Annotated in this window: 17 protein-coding genes and 2 pseudogenes; 8 read left to right on the top strand and 11 right to left on the bottom strand. The window is 67.1% G+C overall.

Annotation, left to right across the window (positions count from 1 at the left end; all coding sequences use genetic code 11):
- Window positions 1-183: 183 nt before the first annotated feature.
- Both AC1DWT_RS04030 and AC1DWT_RS04025 read right to left on the bottom strand, forming a co-directional pair.
- On the bottom strand, window positions 184-624 hold the full coding sequence (locus AC1DWT_RS04030) for a hypothetical protein (protein ID WP_241031556.1): 441 nt from the start codon (window positions 622-624) through the stop codon (window positions 184-186).
- Between the two features lie 194 nt (window positions 625-818).
- The gene (locus AC1DWT_RS04025) at window positions 819-1,055 is read right to left on the bottom strand and encodes a hypothetical protein (protein WP_206015319.1); all 237 of its coding nucleotides are present in this window, start codon (window positions 1,053-1,055) and stop codon (window positions 819-821) included.
- 216 nt (window positions 1,056-1,271) lie between these two features.
- Here AC1DWT_RS04025 and AC1DWT_RS04020 point away from each other — a divergent pair, with 216 nt between their 5' ends.
- On the top strand, window positions 1,272-1,511 hold the full coding sequence (locus AC1DWT_RS04020) for a three-helix bundle dimerization domain-containing protein (protein ID WP_206015318.1): 240 nt from the start codon (window positions 1,272-1,274) through the stop codon (window positions 1,509-1,511).
- A gap of 196 nt (window positions 1,512-1,707) precedes the next feature.
- Window positions 1,708-3,081, top strand: coding sequence for a wax ester/triacylglycerol synthase family O-acyltransferase (locus tag AC1DWT_RS04015; protein WP_206016254.1), 1,374 nt, complete (start codon window positions 1,708-1,710; stop codon window positions 3,079-3,081).
- A gap of 39 nt (window positions 3,082-3,120) precedes the next feature.
- On the opposite strand, the pseudogene AC1DWT_RS04010 reads toward AC1DWT_RS04015, so the two are convergent.
- The 8 genes and pseudogenes from AC1DWT_RS04010 to AC1DWT_RS03975 all read right to left on the bottom strand — a co-directional run bounded on the left by AC1DWT_RS04010 (window position 3,121) and on the right by AC1DWT_RS03975 (window position 11,431).
- A pseudogene (locus AC1DWT_RS04010) lies at window positions 3,121-6,266 on the bottom strand (Pls/PosA family non-ribosomal peptide synthetase).
- Window positions 6,267-6,309: 43 nt separating this feature from the next.
- Entirely contained in the window at window positions 6,310-6,774 is a 465-nt protein-coding gene (locus AC1DWT_RS04005) for a MarR family winged helix-turn-helix transcriptional regulator (RefSeq protein ID WP_206015317.1), read from the bottom strand.
- Window positions 6,775-6,867: 93 nt separating this feature from the next.
- Window positions 6,868-7,899 (bottom strand): glutamate ABC transporter substrate-binding protein, encoded by a 1,032-nt coding sequence (locus AC1DWT_RS04000; RefSeq protein WP_477919810.1) that lies wholly within the window; start codon window positions 7,897-7,899, stop codon window positions 6,868-6,870.
- A 20-nt stretch (window positions 7,900-7,919) separates the two neighbouring features.
- Window positions 7,920-9,263, bottom strand: coding sequence for a hypothetical protein (locus AC1DWT_RS03995; RefSeq protein WP_477919808.1), 1,344 nt, complete (start codon window positions 9,261-9,263; stop codon window positions 7,920-7,922).
- Between the two features lie 27 nt (window positions 9,264-9,290).
- The gene (locus AC1DWT_RS03990; RefSeq protein WP_241031706.1) at window positions 9,291-9,599 is read right to left on the bottom strand and encodes a DUF3349 domain-containing protein; all 309 of its coding nucleotides are present in this window, start codon (window positions 9,597-9,599) and stop codon (window positions 9,291-9,293) included.
- 48 nt (window positions 9,600-9,647) lie between these two features.
- Window positions 9,648-9,944 (bottom strand): annotated as a pseudogene (locus AC1DWT_RS03985) (DUF3349 domain-containing protein); the annotation flags it as partial.
- A 20-nt stretch (window positions 9,945-9,964) separates the two neighbouring features.
- A complete protein-coding gene (locus AC1DWT_RS03980; protein ID WP_477919806.1) occupies window positions 9,965-10,228 on the bottom strand; it encodes a hypothetical protein in 264 nt (87 codons plus the stop codon).
- Between the two features lie 24 nt (window positions 10,229-10,252).
- Window positions 10,253-11,431, bottom strand: coding sequence for an inorganic phosphate transporter (locus AC1DWT_RS03975; RefSeq protein ID WP_206015314.1), 1,179 nt, complete (start codon window positions 11,429-11,431; stop codon window positions 10,253-10,255).
- A 560-nt stretch (window positions 11,432-11,991) separates the two neighbouring features.
- Here AC1DWT_RS03975 and AC1DWT_RS03970 point away from each other — a divergent pair.
- From AC1DWT_RS03970 to AC1DWT_RS03950, 5 genes are all read left to right on the top strand, one after another.
- Window positions 11,992-13,098 (top strand): ABC transporter ATP-binding protein, encoded by a 1,107-nt coding sequence (locus tag AC1DWT_RS03970; protein ID WP_206015313.1) that lies wholly within the window; start codon window positions 11,992-11,994, stop codon window positions 13,096-13,098.
- A gap of 75 nt (window positions 13,099-13,173) precedes the next feature.
- Window positions 13,174-14,550, top strand: a complete 1,377-nt coding sequence (locus AC1DWT_RS03965; protein WP_206015312.1) for an ABC transporter substrate-binding protein — start codon at window positions 13,174-13,176, stop codon at window positions 14,548-14,550.
- A complete protein-coding gene (locus AC1DWT_RS03960; RefSeq protein WP_477919803.1) occupies window positions 14,547-15,410 on the top strand; it encodes a metallophosphoesterase in 864 nt (287 codons plus the stop codon). The genes AC1DWT_RS03965 and AC1DWT_RS03960 overlap by 4 nt, the downstream gene beginning before the upstream one ends.
- Before the next feature lie 10 nt (window positions 15,411-15,420).
- Window positions 15,421-16,380 (top strand): carbohydrate ABC transporter permease, encoded by a 960-nt coding sequence (locus tag AC1DWT_RS03955; RefSeq protein WP_206015310.1) that lies wholly within the window; start codon window positions 15,421-15,423, stop codon window positions 16,378-16,380.
- Entirely contained in the window at window positions 16,370-17,203 is an 834-nt protein-coding gene (locus AC1DWT_RS03950; RefSeq protein WP_072937887.1) for a carbohydrate ABC transporter permease, read from the top strand. The genes AC1DWT_RS03955 and AC1DWT_RS03950 overlap by 11 nt, the downstream gene beginning before the upstream one ends.
- Before the next feature lie 43 nt (window positions 17,204-17,246).
- Here the strand turns inward: AC1DWT_RS03950 and AC1DWT_RS03945 are convergent, their stop codons facing one another.
- Window positions 17,247-18,179, bottom strand: coding sequence for a LysR family transcriptional regulator (locus AC1DWT_RS03945; RefSeq protein WP_206015309.1), 933 nt, complete (start codon window positions 18,177-18,179; stop codon window positions 17,247-17,249).
- A gap of 177 nt (window positions 18,180-18,356) precedes the next feature.
- Here AC1DWT_RS03945 and AC1DWT_RS03940 point away from each other — a divergent pair, with 177 nt between their 5' ends.
- Window positions 18,357-18,794, top strand: coding sequence for a protein-tyrosine phosphatase family protein (locus tag AC1DWT_RS03940; RefSeq protein ID WP_072937992.1), 438 nt, complete (start codon window positions 18,357-18,359; stop codon window positions 18,792-18,794).
- The last annotated feature ends 27 nt before the right edge of the window (window positions 18,795-18,821 follow it).

Raw genomic sequence — 18,821 nt, 5'->3', positions numbered from 1 at the left:
CGCGACATGCGTCCGACCGCGAACACGATTGCCACGACCGCCAGATACGCGGCCCAGATCAGAAGGAACGGACGCAGCCATCCCTCGTCGACCGTTTCCCCCCGGTCCCCACCCACCACAATGCGGGCATCACCCTCCGTCGCCGCCGCGGTGCGGGCTCCACACCCAACTCCACCGGTCCGGTCACAGCCGCTGCACCCCGATCACCGTTCCCTCGGCATCGAACACGACCAGTGCCCGCGACCACGGTGACTCGACCACCACTGTCGGCCACAGCCCCTCGGTCCTGTTCACCGAAATGCCGGCTACTGCTCCCCCATCGAATCCAGTGTGCGCGAGGGCATCATCCACGAGCTCCTCGACACGACCCAGCGCGGGAACGTCGCCGAGCCGGAACGCCCGCGCATCGAGATCCTCCACAGCGGAGACCATCACCGGACTGGCGTCGCTCAACCACTCGGCGTCAAAGGTGTACCGGTCGAGCTGATCCGGCTTCGCAGGGTTCCGGACCGTCACATCCAGCGTCTCGACCGGCGCCACATCGACACTCGTCACCTCCACGTCTGTAACGCCGTACCGGGTGGCAAGCTCCGCCAACCCGTCACGGACGAGTGCGCCCGTCATACCCCCGCCACGTGTCCGCATCGCAGCATCGAAATCCGCTCGATCAACAGCGCCGACACAACTTGTGACACTCAACGCCACGCACAGCGCCGTCACCGGCAACACTGACGAACGCAACGGTGACGCCGCCGATTTCATCGCGTGAGACTATCCGACGCCACCTTCGCAGCGTCACGCCTGATGCGGGGCGGCGATCATCCTCGGGCGGGTCCAGGGCCGTCCAGCTCGGGGTACCGGGCGGTCAGACGGGCCAACAACTGACACGCCTCGCCGCGTTGCCCGCGCAGACTTGTGCCTTCGGAGTCTTCGGCACCGGTGTATCGCGGGGTGGACTCGATGCGGGCGGTGAGCGCCGCGATCTCCTCGTTCAGCAGGTCGCGAAACACCTGCGCCTGCGCGGCATCAGGGTCGACGTGCTCGGTCGGTGTCATCCGGTTCTCCTGCTCGGTGAGGCCGGATCCAAACCGGCGGTGCCGCGGTGCGTGACAAGACTGCGCCGCTGCAATCCACCGGCACATCGTTGTCGAGCCCGCCGACCGGCGTCAACCCGCCCCTCGTCCCGGACACGGCCGGCGACGTCTGTGCTCCCCAGGTGAACCTGGGGAAACCCCTTCCTCACAGCGGCCGACGGGACGACAATTTCTGGTATGGACGTCACCGAGCGGCAGCACATCGACGTGGTGCGCGCACACCTGATCCAGCGATATCAATACCTCGACCCCGGCCGGGTCGAGAATGCGGTCGAGACCGCCCATCATCGATTCGACAGCTGCCGGATCCGGGACTTCGTGCCCCTGCTCGTCGAACGCGCCGCGGTGAAGGCACTCGACAAATCCCTGACAATCGCGCCGTCCAGCGCGTACCCGAGAGTGCACGAGTCGCCCTAGTCGTCACGCTGCCCCGACGGCGAGAACCCGCGCGAATCCCACATTCCGCGGACCTGCGTGCCTGCGTGGAATCAGTGCCGTCCGGTGTCTGTGGTCTCGACGGAAACCACGATCCTCGTAGACGCGGTGTGCTCTGCTGGGACCACACAAGGCCGGGAGGTGGGACGTGCGAGCTGGGATCGGCGGGCTGGCGCCGATGAGCCCGACCGAGGCGATGTTCTTGCTGTTCGAATCCCCGTCGCACCCGATGCACGTGGCCACACTGACCCTGTTCGATCCCCCGAAAGACACCGCATCCGGTGCCCACGCCGCCGACATGGTCGCGCGCCTGCACGCGAACACCGAGGCCTCCGAGCTATTCCGCAAATGGCCCATCCGACCCCTGCACGGGTATCCGTGGTGGCGGTCGGAAAGAGTCGTCGATCTCGGCTACCACGTGCGGCACAGCGCCGTTCCCGGCGACGGCACCATGGCCGAGCTGCTGCGGCTGGTCTCGCAGATGCACTCGATCCCGCTCGATCCGCAGCACCCCATGTGGGAGATGCACGTCATCGAGGGCCTGACCGACGGGCGCACCGCCGTGTACACGAAATTTCACCTGTCCTTGACCGACGGCGCTTCCGGGATGCGGCTGCTGCACCGTACGCTCTCGGTCGATCCGGACAGCCGGGACTGCCCAGCGCCTTGGAGCCCGTCCGTCGCGGCCCCTGCTCCACATCAGTCACTGGACCCACGCGGAGTGCTGTGGTCCGGCCTGGTCATCACGCGGGAGATGGCCGCCGCCGTCCCTACTCTGGTCCGCGCCGGCTACCACGGCCTGACCGAGGAAACCCTCACGCTGCCCCTGCAGTCCCCGCTGACGACCTTCAACGCCCCAACCGGCCGCGCCCGTAAAGTCGCCGCCCGATCCTGGCCCCTGAAACGGCTGCGCCGGCTCGCCGCCCGCACCGGCGCACCGTTGGACGTAGTGGTGTTGACGATGTGCGCGGGAGCGCTGCGCACGTATCTCCTCGACCAATACGCCCTTCCCGACGCGCCTTTGACCGCGATGCTCCCCGTCCCGCTCGACCTCGGCGAGGGCCCCACCATCAGGCCGGGCGGCGACCGTGGGATCGGGGCAATGGTGGTGTCCCTGGCCACCGACGAAGGCGACCCACTCGCCCGCCTGAACCGGATCGCCGACTCCGTAGCGCACACCAGTGGAGTTGTCGCCGCCCTGAGCCGTACCCAATTTCAACTGATCAGCGCCCTGACATTGAGTCCGATCATGCTCGACCCGGTCCGCCGGGTCCTCGACGACATCCCGCCGCCGTTCAACGTGATGATCTCCTACACCCCGGGACCGACCCGACCGCGGTATTGGAACGGTGCCCATCTCGACGCCGTCTACCCGATCCCGACCCTCGCGCGGGGCCAGGCGCTGAGCATCACATTGACCAGTCGATCCGGGCAGTTGCACGTCGCGGTGGTCGGCGACCGCACCGCGGTCCCCCACCTGCATCGGATCATCGGCCACCTCGACGCCGCACTGACCGACCTCGACACCGCGGTCGGTGCGGCCTCCCCATGACGCCGACGGCGCGTCACGCGATTGGTCCCCCACGCACGGTCATCGGCGGTGTTCGGGCTCCGGTGCGATGGGGTTGCCCTGCCAGCGGGTCGAGTCGGGCACTCGATCCCCGCGCATCACGAGAGATGCCGGTCCGACGGTGGCGCCGCGACTGATGGTCGATGCAGGCAATGCCACACTGTGAGGGCCGAGCGTGGCGCCGGCGCCGAGGGTGACGGTGTCCATGCTCATGATCCGGTCGTGGAACAGGTGGGTCTGCACGACGCAGCCGCGGCTCACGGTCGCACCGTCACCGAGGGTGACCAGGTCCGCCTCGGGGAGCCAGTACGTCTCGCACCAGACGCCGCGCCCAATGGACGCGCCCATCGCCCGCAGCCACAGGTTGAGCACTGCGGTCCCGGACGCTGCGCGGGCGAACCACGGCGCGGCCACCGTCTCGACGAATGCGTCGGATACCTCGTTACGCCACACGAACGAACTCCACAGTGGGTGCTCGACGATGCCGATGCGGCCGACAACGACCCACTTGGCCGCGGCCGCTATGCCGCCGGCAACGGCGCCGGCGACGAGGAGCACGAGCCCGGACATCACTGCTGCCCACGTGAATCCGATGCTGCCTGCGAGCGCCTCGAGGGCGGCCAGCACACCGAGCCCGATCCCGAAGGTGATGATCATCGGGATCAGCCGGCAGGTTTCGAATATCGCCCGGGCGACCCGCAGACGGGTCGGCGGATCGAACGTGCGCGAGGCCGCGGCCTCGGTGGCCGAGCGGCGCAGCCGGACCGGCGGGCTTCCCAGCCAGGACGAACCGGTTTTGCCCTTCTTTTCCGGGGTTGCCGAGAGCACCGCGACCAGACCGTTCTTCGGCACGGTACGCCCGGGGCCGGTCATGCCGGAGTTGCCGAGAAATGCGCGCTTACCGATCTTGGCGGGCTCGATACGCAGCCAACCGCCGCCGAGTTCGTAGCCCCCGACCATGGTGTCGTCGGCGAGGAACGCGCCGTCCGCGACCGTGGTGAATCGCGGAAGAACCAGTGCCGTAGAGATTTCGGTGTTCTTACCGACCCTGGCGCCGAGCAGCCGCAACCAGAGCGGGGTCAACAGGCTGGCGTACAACGGGAACAGGAAGGTGCGGGCGGAGTCCATCAGCCGTTCGGTGGACCATGCCTGCCACCCGATCCGGCTGCGCACCGGGTGATAGCCCTCGCGGAGGCCGAGGCCGAGCAGGCGCACCGAGACAACCGTCATCCCCGCGAACAGGGGAAGGTGAGGATGGTCGCGACCGGCAGCATCGTCAGGGCCCTCGTCACGGCTACGCCGAGGTCGCCGGCGCCGCGGATCGACCACCCGAGCAGAACGAGACCGCCGGCGAGGGCGAGCAGGGGCATCGCCGCGACCGCGAGGGAGGTGAGTCCGTAGACGGGTACCCATTTGGAGGCACGTGGCGGCCGGTCCTCCGGCCAGGGGTGTACCGCCTTGCCGACCTTGACCGCGGGCGAGCCCGCCCACCGCTGACCCGCCGTGACTTTTCCGGTGACCGCGGACCCCGGCGCCACCTCCGAGTGCGCCCCGATGCGGGCTCCGGGAAACAGGGTCGAGCGGGCACCGACCGACGCCCCGGCTCCGATGACGATCGATCCGACATGGATGACGTCGCCGTCGATCCAGTACCCGGACAGATCCGTCTCGGGTTCGATCGAGCAGCCCTCGCCGAGTTCGATCATTCCGGTGACGGGCGGCAGGGTGTGCAGGTCCACCCGCCGCCCGATTTTCGCGCCGAGTGCGCGCGCGAAATACACCATCCAGGTGGCGCCGGACAGGTTCGCCGCCCCACTCGCCTCGACCAGCCGCTCGGCCACCCAGATACGGAGATGTACGGAACCGCCGCGCCGATAGGTTCCCGGTGCGATCTTCCGCAGAAGCAACCGGGAACCGGTCGCGGCGATCGCCATCCGGCCGACCGGGGTGATGAAGACGAGGAACATCACCAGTACGGACCACCACGACAGCGCGGGCGCCCACGGTGCGGGCGAAGCCCAGGCCAGAATATTGTTCGCGACCGCCAACCAGGTGATCCATTGCAGGCCGGTCAGGGTGGTCAGCGGGACGGTCGCCGCGATCTGCGCCCATTGGGTAGCCCGCGGCGTCGGGACGACGGTGCGGGGTTCGACGGCAGCGGTCGGTGCGAGATGCGCACCGGGCCGGTACCGGTCATGCTGTGCGGCGCAGGCGACCACGGTGGCCTCGGTGGGGCCGTAGGTGTTCCATACCTCGCGACCGTCGACCGCGAGCCGCCGGGCTAGCTCGGGCGGGCAGGCCTCGCCGCCGAAGATCAGTAGCCGGACGGAGTCGAGCGCCTCCGCAGGCCACAGCGCGGCCAGCGTCGGGACCGTGGAGACGACGGTGATCGATCGGGCGATCAGCCACGGTCCCAGATCCATACCGGTGCGCACCAGCGAGCGGGGCGCCGGGACCAGGCAGGCGCCGTGCCGCCACGCCAACCACATTTCTTCGCAGGATGCGTCGAACGCCACCGACAGGCCGGCCAGCACCCGGTCTCCGGGTCCGAGGGGGGCGTCGCGTACGAACAGCCTCGCCTCGGCGTCCACGAAGGCGGCGGCGTTCCGGTGCGTGACGGCCACCCCTTTCGGCTTTCCGGTCGACCCGGAGGTGAAGATGATCCACGCATCGTCGGACGGCCCCGGGACCCGGACGTCGACCGCGCTACTCCCCGAGGTTTCGATGCCGTCGGCGGTGAGAACCGCCCGGACCGCGGACTCGCCGAACACGAGTACGGCCCGCTCGGGCGGGTCGTCCGCATCGACCGGGACGTAGGCGGCGCCGGCGGCGAGAACGGACAGGATCGCCAGGTACAGCTCCCGCGAACCCGACGGCATCCGGATGCCGACCCGGTCACCCGGCCGGACACCACCGGCAGCCAACTGGCGGGCGCCCTCGGTGATTCGGTCGACCAGTTCGGTGTAACTCAGCGCGACCTCGCCGTCGTCGATCGCGGGAGCGTCGGGATGGTGCTCGGCAGTGTCGGTGAGGATATCGATCAGGGTCCGCGGGACGGGTGCGAGATCACCGGCGGTGAACGGGTCGAGACGCGTGGGGGCAGACAATGTGCGGGCTCCTTTTTGGAACGACCCCGGACAGCGCGAAGGAATCCGCGGGGCCGGCATGAGAACGGTGCAACGGACACCGTGGAAACCGGGGCTGTGCCGGCTAAGTGGGTGGGGCGGCGTATTTCTTCGGCAGGCCCAGCGCCTTCAGGACGAGGCGTTGGAGGCTTCGGCGTTCCTTCGCCGACAGGTTGCCGTAGAGCTGATCGGATGCCTTCTCGACCAACTCGTCGCTGCGCTCCCGGACCTGCCGGCCTGCCGACGTCAACGACAGCACGTGCTTGCGCCTGTCCTTGGCGTTCTTGGTGCGGGCCACGAACCCGCGCTTCTCGAGGTCGTCGAGCAGTCGCACCATGTCGCTGCGATCGACGCCCAGCACGTCGGCGAGCTGCTTCTGGGACAGCTCACCAGGCTCCTCGAGGCAGCAGAGAATCCAGTGCGTACGCAGATTCAGCCCCTCGGCCGCCAGCACACCCTCGAGGTCCTCGCGCCCCACCCGATGCAGCTGCGCCACCACGAACGTGGGGTTTCGCAGCAGGCGCTCCGGGGGCGTCGTGGATGAAGACATGAACCCCACCGTAGCAGTAATGGGGATTTGAGATGATAGATAATCCCCACTAATTGTGAACTTGCTCTGCTGGTCGGATCGACCGGCGGATCCTCAATCCCGATAGGTCGGCGTAGGCGGGCCGGCGACCGGACCGAGGACGGTCAACCACCGGTCGTGGAGCCTCATCCACGTTCCGTCCACGCGCAGCCGGTCGAGGGTGCCGTTCACCAAGCGCACCAGATCGGTGTTGGTCTTGTTGATGCCGATGCCGTACGGCTGCGTTTCCAGCGATGGTCCGACGATCTCGAGGGTCGGATCCTGAGCGGCCAGACCCGCGAGGATGGCGTCGTCCGTGCTGACGGCATCCGCCTGACGCTGCTGGAGAACCATCAGACAGTCGGCCCAATCGGGAACCGCGACGATCGTGGCCTGCGGCTGGACCCGCCGGATCGTCGCGAGCGACGTGGTGTCCGTGGCGGCGCACACCCGCCTGCCTGCCAGGTCCGCAGACCCCGCGATCCCCGACCCCTCCGTCACCAGCACACGCTGGTACGCCTCGAGATAGACGGTGGAGAACGCCACCCGCTCGGCGCGCTGACACGTGATCGTCATGGTTTGCGCGACGATGTCGACCTGGTTCTTCTCGAGCGCGTCGAGGCGGCCGACCGGGGTGAGGAGTCGGAACTCGACCTTCGCCGGGTCGCCGAGGAGATCGCGGGCGACCTCTCGCGCCATGTCCACATCGAATCCCTCGAGGGTATCGGTGGTCGGGTCACGAAAACTGAACAAGTTGGTGTCCTGATCGACGCCGACGATCAGCCGGTCCCGCGCCACGATGTCGGCGACCAGCCTCCCCGGTGGCACCGCACCCGCCGGAACGGGGGGTCCCGGACGCAGGCTCGCCGACGCCCCGCACGTCGACGGCGGAACGGGCGCCGGAGGGACGAGACCCGACGGCGGGATGATCTGCGTTCCGTTCGGCAGCGACAGTTCCGAATAGTTGCCTGCGACGGCGGGGGTGTCGGGCGCGGGTGTCCCACAACCGGCGAGCACCGCGGCGGCGRTGACGAGCACGCCGACGAGGCCACGAACACGAGGTCTTCGGCGCCCGTGTGCATGCTCGACGCGGGGATTCGTCAGCATCCACTCACCTCGCCGGGACATCAGTGGTACTCGTTCAGTCTGGGCCAGATGCCTCCGCCGACCGAGAACCCGGCGAGCACGCCGAGCACGACCGCACCGACGCCCAACAGCGACGTCGAGCGATACGCCTCGGCCGTGGCCTCACGTTCCTCGTTCCTCAATTCGTTGATCGCGGACTGCAACGCGTCGTCGAGCGCGAGAAACCGGGCAGTCGGTGCGAGTGCCCCCGGATCGACCGCCATGGCGGCGGCCGCCGGGTAATCCCCGTTCACGAGTTTCTGTTGCAGCGATTCGTGGGTGCTCCGCCAGCCCTCGAGCGCCGCGGCGGCGTCGGCGATCGCGGCGTTCCCGGCCTCGCCGGATGCGTTCCGGTGTTGTTCGAGTATCTCGGACAGCACCGTCGAATGCCGCGAGAAGTCGACCTCGGATTGGGGGTCCGAAYCGCGTTGCAACACTCCGAGCATCTCGTCCGCCCGGGCCTGTTGCGCCAGAATCCGGGCCGTAGCGATCGCGCTGAGTGGTTGCGCCCCATCAGTCCTCGCGCGCTCACCCGCTGACGTCGATATCCCGAACGCTGCCACCGACCACGTCAGGAGGCTCGCCATGAGGAGTGTGGCCACGATCAGGCCGGGGTTGAACAGCCGCCGGCTCTTGCTGGTCAGGTACACATGCGCGAGCACGAGCGCGCCGAGAGCGGAGGTCGTGACAGCGAACGCGGCCACCGGCAGTCGGGTTGTCCGCATCTGTGTGGCGGCCACCGACTTCCACTGCTCGGTGCAGAGGCGGTGCGCCAGCGGCAGGATAGTGCTCTGCATCATCGACGACGCATTGCGCAGATACGTGATTCCGATCGGGTTTCCCGAGCGATCGTTGGCGCGGGCGGTGGAGACCAGACTGGTGTATTCGGCGAAACGCCGCGACACTTCCGACAGCAGGCCCAAAGCTTCCGTGTCTGCCGGATCGACGCCGTTCGAGGCGGTCACCAACGCGTTGGAGGCATCACCGACAGCCTGGTTGTAATCCTCACGTACCGCCACCGGTTCGACCCCGCCGAAGATGAAGGACGTTGTCGCGGCGGCGTCTGCGATCGACAGCGAGCTGTAGAGGCTCTGTGCCGCGTCGGCGAGAGGCTCCGAGTGGGTCCGCAAGGCGTTGATTTCCTGTTGACGCGCCCCGTTGATCGCCGAGGTGACCGTTCCTGCAGCGAGGGCGGCAGCGACGAGTACCAGGGCGATCACCGACAGGCGCCCGGGGGTCGATGCGACGAAGCCCCGCCAGGAGGGCCGGCGCCATTCGGGCTCGATGAGCAGCGACTCGTCCAGCGCGTGCGGGTCGTCGGCTACGGTGTCTCCACGCAGGAACACCAGTCCTCCTCGCTGATCAGCGCCCGGTCAGTGCGACTCGTCGATCGCCGCCTCGTCCGGGATGGCCCAGCCACCGGCCACGAGGTGGGCGTGAACCCGGTCGACATCGGCGTCGAGGGGCTTCTCGTCGGTGACCTCGGCAATCATCACCTGGATGTCCGGCTTGCCGATCGGGAGATCGCCCTGCTCGACCAGTGTTGCGGTGATCTCGCGGACCTCCTCGTCGGACAGCCGCCGGCGCARCAGGGCTATGAGGGGGATGTAGTCCGTCTCGGGCACACCCAGTGGATAGCCGGCGCGCAGCCATTCGATGATGTTGGTCAACAGGGGCGGCAGTACCTTCACGAGTGGAGGTTTCTCCTCGATCGGCGCAGCCAGCGGCCAGCCTCCCGCGGCGAGGCGAGATGCCACCCGCTTGACGTCGTCGTCGCCGGGATGCTCATGGGCCAGGCGGGCGATGGCCTCTTCGATCTCCGCGCGGTCGATCTTGCCGTCCTCGAGGGCATGCCCGTCCGGGGCCGACAGCTCGTCGACGATCTCACTCACCTCGGTCTCGGTGAGCCTGCGGTGCAGGACGGCGAACAGCGCGATGTAGTCCTCGCGGGGCACCCCGTGTGGGTAGCCCTCTCGCACCCAGCGCAGGACCTTCGCCGGAACTGAAGTGATCGGTTGTCGTGGCACTGCACGCGTCCTTTCCGGGTTCAGAAAACGGTGATCCCGAAATCGTGGGCGAGGAAGTCCTTCRTGATGAAAAGTATTCCGGCGACGATCGCGACGAGGACCACCGCGAAACACGCCAGACCGGCGATCAGAGCGGCCGGTGTCCGTGTGGCACCGTTACCGTTCGCGGATGTCGTGACGCCCAGTGTCAGGAACCGGATGCCGAGCGCGAAGATGGCGGGCAGCCCGGCGCCGAAGAGCAGGCCGATGAGAACGACCTGCCAGAGCGAGTCCACGGTGTCCATGAACAGATCCACGTTGCCTGCCTCTCAGATCTGAGCCGAATGCGAGCTGGGCGCCTTCTCGGACGGCGGGGTCAGACCGCCGTCCCACTCCTCGTTGACGTTCGAGGTGTCGATCGGGTTCCGCCGCGAGCGCAGATACAGGGCTCCTGCTGCTGCCAGGAGCAGCGCGAACACCACGAGAACACCTGGCAGCCCACCGATCGCGTCGGCGATTACCCAGCACACCGCTCCGACCACAGCGGCCGAGGGAAGGGTGAACAGCCACGCGACCGCCATGCGTCCGGCGACGCCCCACCGGACCTCCGCCCCGGACTTGCCGATTCCCGTTCCGAGGATGGATCCGGTCGCCGTCTGCGTGGTCGACAGCGGCAGGCCGAAGTGACTGGAGGTGAGGATGATGGCGGCCGAGGAGGACTCGGCGGCCATACCCTGGGGCGACGTGATCTCGACGAGACCTTTGCCGAGCGTCCGGATGATCCGCCAACCGCCCAGGTAGGTTCCCAGCGCGATCGCGAGGGCGCAGCAGAATTTCACCCAGAACGGCATCGCGGTGTCGGCCGTGATGGTGCCGTGCGCCACCAGCGCCAGAAAGATGATGCCCATGGTCTTCTGAGCATCGTTGGTGCCGTGGGCGAGTGAGACCAGGGACGCCGACCCGATCTGCCCCCAGCGGAATCCTTCCTCCTTGGCATTTTCCTCGACGCCGGCGGTGATGCGGTAGATCAGCCAGGTGCCGATGGCAGCGACCAGAGCTGCGACGACGGGTGCGAGGACGGCGGGGATGACGATCTTGCTCATCACGCCCGACCACTCGACACCGCTCATCCCCAGGGCCGCGATGGTCGCGCCGATCAGCCCGCCGAAGAGGGCGTGCGACGAACTCGACGGAATGCCGAGCAGCCAGGTCACGAGGTTCCACAAGATGCCACCGACGAGGCCCGCGAAGACGATGATCAGCAACGCCTGCCCGCCGGTGTCGGTGAGGTTGACGATTCCCTTGGCAACGGTCGCCGCCACCTCGACCGACAGGAACGCGCCGACCAGGTTGAGAATCGCGGACAGTGTCACCGCGACACGGGGTTTGAACGCCCCGGTAGCGATCGAGGTGGCCATGGCGTTGGCGGTGTCGTGGAAGCCGTTGGTGAAATCGAAACCGAGGGCGGTGACGACGACGATGAGAAGAACGAGAAATTCTGCGTTCACTGTTCCAGTCTCGTCGGGGCGTACCCGGCACACCAGACTCCACCTGGGTGTTCATGGTGTGTTCAACTCCGGGTAATCACAATGAGACCGATACACGGGCGCACCCACTTCACGATCCGTTCAGGCGAGGCGATCCGATTTCCCTCGCCCTCGCGGCGGCGTCGGAGATGTGTGTGCAGCGCGACCGGGGTGATGCTGGTGTCGAGACAGACGACGAACGTTACGCAGATTCCGACGAGGAGGATGGCTGGCGCAGGCCGGTGTCTGAATGCGAAGTCACGAAGCCAGCGTAGGATTGCTGAGCGAAAGCCACTACTCTGCATTGGTTTTCACTGCGCCCGATAGAACTTGGCTATCGCCCGGGTGGCGCAGGTATGAGACGTTTTCTATCGCGCGGGCCCACTCCCCCTATCGTCGCTGCGTGACCCCGCCCGGCGCGGTACCGGGAGGGGAATTCGAGGTGCGGTGTTCACCGCACCGTCACCCCCGGCTGCTGTGGTGTCTTCCGGAGAACACGGAACAACCGAGGAGTGCGGGTGGCGCGGATAAGACTCGAAGGCGTGTCGAAACAGTTCGGCGCTGCGCAGGTCGTGCGAGATATCGACCTCGACATCGCCGACGGAGAGTTGATGGTTCTCCTGGGACCGAGCGGGTGCGGGAAGTCGACGCTGCTACGTCTGATCGCCGGCCTCGAGAGTCCGTCCGCGGGACGCATCCTTCTGGGCGAGAACGACATCACCGGAACACCGCCCCGCCGACGGGACGTTGCGATGGTCTTTCAGAGCTACGCCCTGTACCCGCACCTGACCGTCGCGAAGAACATCGGCTTCCCTCTCCGTGCCCGCCGGCGGTCGAAGGACGAGATCCGCGAACGAATCAGCACCGTGGCGTCGGCGCTCGGTCTGCACGATCACCTGGATCGGCGTCCCGCCCAGCTTTCCGGCGGACAACGTCAACGGGTGGCGCTGGCCCGGGCTATGGTCCGCGACCCAGGGGCCTTCCTCATGGACGAGCCGCTGTCGAATCTCGATGCCGCGTTGCGCAGCGCGACCCGCACCGAGCTCATCGACCTGCACCACCGCCTGGGGTCGACGTTCCTCTACGTCACCCACGACCAGGTCGAGGCGATGACGATGGCGACGCGCATCGCGCTGCTGAACAACGGCAGGGTCGAGCAGGTCGGTACACCGACCGAGCTGTACGACACTCCCCGATCGACGTTCGTCGCCGCCTTCCTCGGCGCGCCGCCGATGAACCTGTTCGACGCGACAATGATCTATCGGGCAGGGGAACTCCACCTCGTCACCGACGGCGTCGACGCACCCCTGGGGCTGTCCGCCGGCACGGCGACCGGACCGCAGAAGGTGACCGCGGGCATCCGGCCGGAACGCATTCGGCTGAACGGCACCGATGCCCAACTCCGCGGTGTCGTCACCGCATCGGAAAACCTGGGCAGCGAAGAGATCCTGCACGTCACAGTGGGCGGCACCGTCATCCGCGTCCGCTCTCCGCGCCCCGTTCCCGCCCGGATCGGCGACACCGCCGCACTCAGTGTCGACCCGGCCGACATTCAACTCTTCGATTCCGTGACCGGCCGCCGACTGGTCTGGCACGGTCCCCACGAGCACGAGGCATCGCCTCACAGTGCCTCGCTGTCGGTGGCATGAACAGCCTCGCTGTCGTGGCATGAGCACCGGCGCGTTCACGAGACCCTCCCACAACGAACAAACAGGAGAACCACAGTGAAGAAGACCCTGCCCGGGCTGGGCGTGCTGGTGACCAGCGCGTTGGTCCTGACCGCCTGCGGCGGACTCGGCACCACCACCACCGATTCCGCGGCGAGCAGCACCGATCCGGTGCCGGAACTCGCTCCGGACCAGAAGGTGTCGATCGTGTTCGAAAGCTACAACTACGGTATGGCGGGCGCGTGGACCGACACCTTCAATGCCCTCATCGACGAGTTCACCAAGCAGAATCCGAACATCCACGTCACGGCGCAGAAGCCGCAGGGCAACAGTCCGAACCCGGCCACCGACACGATCTCGAGCATCCAGAGCCAGACCGTGGCCGGAACGCCCCCGGACGTCGCGCAGCTCGGGTTCAGTGACCTGGACTTCACGATCCACCAGCTGGGCGCCCACTCGCTCGACGACCTCGTCGGCAAAGCCTCCGTGCAGAAGAACTTCGACGGTGCGAAATACCCGTATGCCCCCACCGCGCGCACCCTGGGTGACTGGGAGGGCTCCACCTACGGCGTGCCCTTCGTCTTCTCGACGCCCGTGTTCTATTACAACGCAACACTGTTCGAGCAGGCCGGTCTCGACCCGGCGGCACCACCGAAGACGTGGGACGAGGTCGCGGCCGCAGCGTCCACGATCACGACGAAGACCGGTAAGGGCGGCGTATACCTCGACTGCCTGACCAAGACGGCGAAGGACTGGTGCTTCCAGAGTCTCGTCCGGTCCAACGGCGGACGGGTCATCGCGGAGGACCGGTCGTCGCTCACCTTCGCGGACGACCCGGCCGTTCAGGTCGCGGACATGGCTCAGAACCTGGTGCAGTCGGGCTCGACACCCAAGCTCAGCCAGCAGCAGGGCTACGAGGCCTTCGCCCGCGGGGATGTCGGCATGATCCTCGAGACCAGCGCGATCCAGGGCACCTTCGTCAAGGGCGCCAAGGACAAGTGGGACCTGCGCGCCACCACGATGCCCACCTTCGCCGGCACGACCCCTGTTCCCACCAACTCCGGCGCCTCCCTCTTCACATTTGCATCCGACCCTGCCAAGCAGCGCGCGTCCTGGGAACTGATCAAGTTCCTCACCAGCGAGGAGGCCTACACCAAGATCGCGCAGGGAATCGGATACCTCCCCCTGCGCACCGGACTCGTCGACGATCCCGCCGGGCTGAAAGAGTGGTCGCAGAAGAACCCGCTGCTCGCACCGAACATCGCCCAACTCGGCTCGATGGAGCCGTGGATCTCGATGCCCGGCAACAACTACCTGCAGATCCGGGACGGCATGATGGACGCCGTCGAGGCGGTCGTGTACCAGGACGCCGACCCGAAATCCACCCTCGAAGCCGCCCAGAAGCAGGCCGCCGCGCTTCTGCCCAGCGAATGACTCCCGCACACGTCACGGTCATTCACCTGACGGACACCCACATCCGCGCCGCCGGCGACCTCGTCCACGACACGATCGACACCCTCGACAACCTCACCCGCGCACTCGACCGGATAGTCGGATCCCGCCAGCGGGTCGACGCGATCGTGCTGTCGGGCGATCTCAGCGACAACGGGGCACCGGAGGCCTACCGGCGATTGCGCACGGTTGTCGAGCCCGCGGCCGCCGAACTCGGTGCGCACATCATCTACGCGATGGGCAATCACGACGACCGCACTGCCTTCCACACCGAACTGCTCGGGCTCGACTCCGGCGGTCGTGATCTCGAGGCACCGCACGACGCGGTCCACGACATCCACGGTCTCCGGGTGATCGTCCTCGACAGCACCACCCCCGGTCGACACGCGGGCTGGCYGACGAACGAGCAGCTGACCTGGCTGGACGAGGAACTGTCCCGGCCCAGTGAGCGCGGAACGCTCCTCGTACTCCACCACCCACCGATTCCGTCGCCGGTCGCTACGGTCGACTACCTTCGCCTCCAGGGTCCGGACCGGCTCGAGGCGGTTCTGGCCGGATCCGATGTGCGGATGATCCTCTGCGGGCATTCCCACCTGACGAGTTCAGGGGCGGTGGCGGGGATCCCGGTGTGGGTCGGTCCGGCGCTGTCCTACCGGGTGGATCCGATCGCGGCGGCGGGCAGCCACCGAGGTGTCGCCGGCCACGGTTTCAGCAGGATCGATGTCCTCGATACAACGGTGGTCGCCACCGCGATCGAGGCGACCCCGGCCGAGGTGGTCTACGACATACCCGAGCAGGACATGCTCGCCCGGTTGCACGCACTCGCGCTGCAGGAGGGGTGAGGGAAACATCGTGTTCGTCGCCGTACCGGATCTTGCCGACGCGACAACGCCCGTCCGGGAACCGGTGACGGTGCCTGCCACCCGTACCCACCCTCTGCGGAGGGTGGTGCGGGTGGCAGAGCCGTACCTGTTCCTGACACCGGCTGTCGCGCTGCTGATCGTGTGGACGTACCGCCCGCTCGCTCAGGCGGCCCAACTCTCGACCTACTCCTGGAACCTGCTTCCGACCACGCCCATGGTTTCCGTCGGCGCCGACAACTACCGCCGGCTGCTCGAGCTGCCCGCGGTCGGTGACTCCGTGTGGCGGACGGTCGTCCTCATTGTCGGTCTGCTGCCGTTCACGCTCGTGCTACCGGTAGTCGTCGGATTCGCCACACGCGGTGTACACGGACGGGCCCGGGCGGTCTACCAGAGCCTGATCTTCGCGCCCTTTCTCGTCGCCCCGGTCGCGAGCGCGGCCGTGTGGCAGTGGCTCCTCGACCCGGGCGCCGGGATCGTGAACCGGGTGCTGGGCTCGGACACCAACTGGATCCACGAACCTGCCTCGGCGCCGTGGGTGATCGTCGCCGTCACCGGATGGCATTTCCTGGGTTTTGCCGTGCTCGTGGTGTCCGCCGGAATGGCCGGCATCAGCGGGGACTACGCCGAGGCCGCGCAGGTCGACGGTGCGACACGGCGCCAGATCGACTGGTGGATCACGCTGCCGCTGCTGTCGCCCACGCTGGTGTTCCTCGGACTCATGACGGTGCTGCTGAGCGCCCAGTGGACGTTCCCACTCATCGACACCCTCACCCAGGGCGGACCGTCACAGGCGACGACGAACATCTACTACCTGTTGTGGGACTACGGGTTCCACAGCTTCGACGCGGGCCTGAGTGCCGCTGCGGGCATCATGCTGTTCGTCGGATTCGGTCTCGTTGCCGGTGTGCTCGTGTGGATCTCGGAAAGGATCTCGTTCCATGACGACTAGCGAGGCAGTCGTACCCGAACCGTTGTGGCGGCGGGCGCGGGGACATGCCGTCCTCTTCGCCATCACCTTCGTGTGCGCATTTCCCATCTACTGGTTGCTCGCAACGTCACTGCGGCGCCCCGACGACGTCGGCTCCCTCTCCCCCGTACCGTGGCCGTTGTCACTGGGCAACTATGTGGACGCGACCGAGAAGGTCGACGTGATCCGCCTGCTCGCCAACACGTTCGCAGTCGCGGCGGTCTCGGCGGCGGGTCAGCTCCTCGTCGCGCTGCTCGCCTCGTACGCGTTCGCGATGTATTCGTTCCGCTTCCAACGCCTGCTCTACCTCGCATTCGTCGGAACCTGGCTGGTGCCGTTCCAGGTCACGATGCTTCCCAACTACGTGCTGCTGTACCAGCTGGGACTCGTCAACAACCTCGCGGGAGTGATCGTGCCGACCCTGTGTTCCGCGCTGGGGGTCCTGATGCTCCGCCAGCACATGGCCGGCTTCCCGAAGGAACTGGTCGCGGCGGCAAAGCTGGACGGCCGATCCTCGTGGTCCATTCTCTGGACCGTCGTGGTACCGAATCTGCGTCCCGCGCTGGCGGCCTTGGCGATCCTGCTGTTCATCAATGCCTGGAACGAGTACTTCTGGCCCGCGGTGGTCCTGCAGCGCAGCAATTCCGTCGTTCAGCTGGGGCTGCGGAGTTTCATGGGAACCGAGGGCAACGACTGGGGGCCGATGATGGCCGTCGCCGGGCTGGCGTGCCTGCCGGTGTTCGCGCTCTATGTCGTCCTGCAGCGGCACATCGTCAACGCCTTCGTTCGATCCGGGCTGAAATAGGACTCGAAAGACTGCGGATACCCAGCCGGAGACACAGCCGAAATCACATAGCGACCAGGCCACGATCGCTGCGTTTCAATTCGTCGAAATCGTCGATGCAGTCGAGGAATGAGAACACGGCAGGGTTCGCCTCGGCCGTTCGCCATACCGCATACAGGTCGATCGTCGGGATCGGATCGAACAATTTCACCGCCACCGAATTCGCGCCCATCGCACCGAGTCCTCCCGAACTGGCGCGCGGCAGCGACGCGAATCCGACCAACGGCTTGACCGACACCATGTGCGCGGTCGCGCCCGGATCATCGGCGGTCTGAGCGACGTCGAGCGAGATCCGGCTGTCCGACGCCGCACCGAAGATCGAGTCGTACATGGCCGGACACTGATCGCGCGAGAAGATCACACACGCCTGATTCGCCAACTCGGCGAACGGGACCGCGGCGCGTCCAGCCCAGATATGCCCCTTGCCCACGACCGCGACGAGCGGAATCTTCCGCAGGACCAGCCGGTACCGGAAGTCCGCCGTCCTCGGATGCCCGTACACGAGAGCAACGTCGAGCGTGCCGTCCGCGAGGCCCGCAAGCTGCGGTCCGGTTCGCTTCTCCCACAACGAGACCACGACATCCGGATGCACGGCACTCATCTTGGCGAGCGCGGACGGCAGCACGTGCCGGCTCGCCGGCATGTTGTATCCGATGTTCAGGGTTCCCGAGCGCCCTTCCGCGGTGGCCTTTGCAATCTGCGCGGCCTTCTCCATCTGGAAGACGATCAACCGGGCCTGAGCCTCGAATTCCTGGCCCGCAGAGGTCAACTTGACCTCGTGCGAACTCCGCGCGACGAGTCGCACACCCAGAGACTTCTCGAGCTTCTGCAGTTGCGCACTGAGGGACGGCTGGGTGAGATGCAGCCGTGACGCCGCCCGTCCGAAATGTAGTTCCTCGGCGATGGTGATGAATGAGACTAGATGTCTGAACTCCATTGGTCACTCCTCGACGCCATGCGCCGCCTCGATGTCCGGTAGCTCGTGCTGCAAGGCTAGCGAGGAGGCGTAACCGCGGGTGAACTGCGAAAACACGGTGAGAGCCGCAAACGTGATGCATGCATGAACGAGGCCGGGCGCGTCATGAGGACAGATTCCCCGCATAGAGTGACGACCATGATCGACACCTGGGATGCCGACGCTCCCGGAATCCTCCGCCTGCCGTCCGGGCGCCTCGTCCGCGGCCGGGGGTTGCGACGACCGCTCCCCGACGGCCCCCTGCCCGATTTCGCCGTGTACCTGCTGGGGCGCACACCGCCGCCGGTGCAGTGGGACTCACGGTGGGTCCGGTGGCCCGACTTCGCACTRCCCCGGGACCGCCGCGACACTGTGGATGCGCTGGGCGAGGTGTGGCGCCGCGCCGCGTCCGAGCGAGTGGAGGTGGCATGCGGGGGCGGCCGCGGCAGGACGGGCACCGCCCTCGCCTGCATCGCCGTGCTCGACGGGGTGCCTGCGAAGGATGCCGTCGCGTTCGTCCGGCAGCACTATCACCGTCACGCGGTCGAGACGCCGTGGCAGCGGCGGTATGTCGGACGGTTCACCACCGCATCCTGACACGACCCACCGGCACGACCGAGAACG

This window comes from Rhodococcus sp. P4_B6, from assembly GCF_056402215.1.
This window is presented reverse-complemented; position numbering and strand designations above follow the sequence as displayed.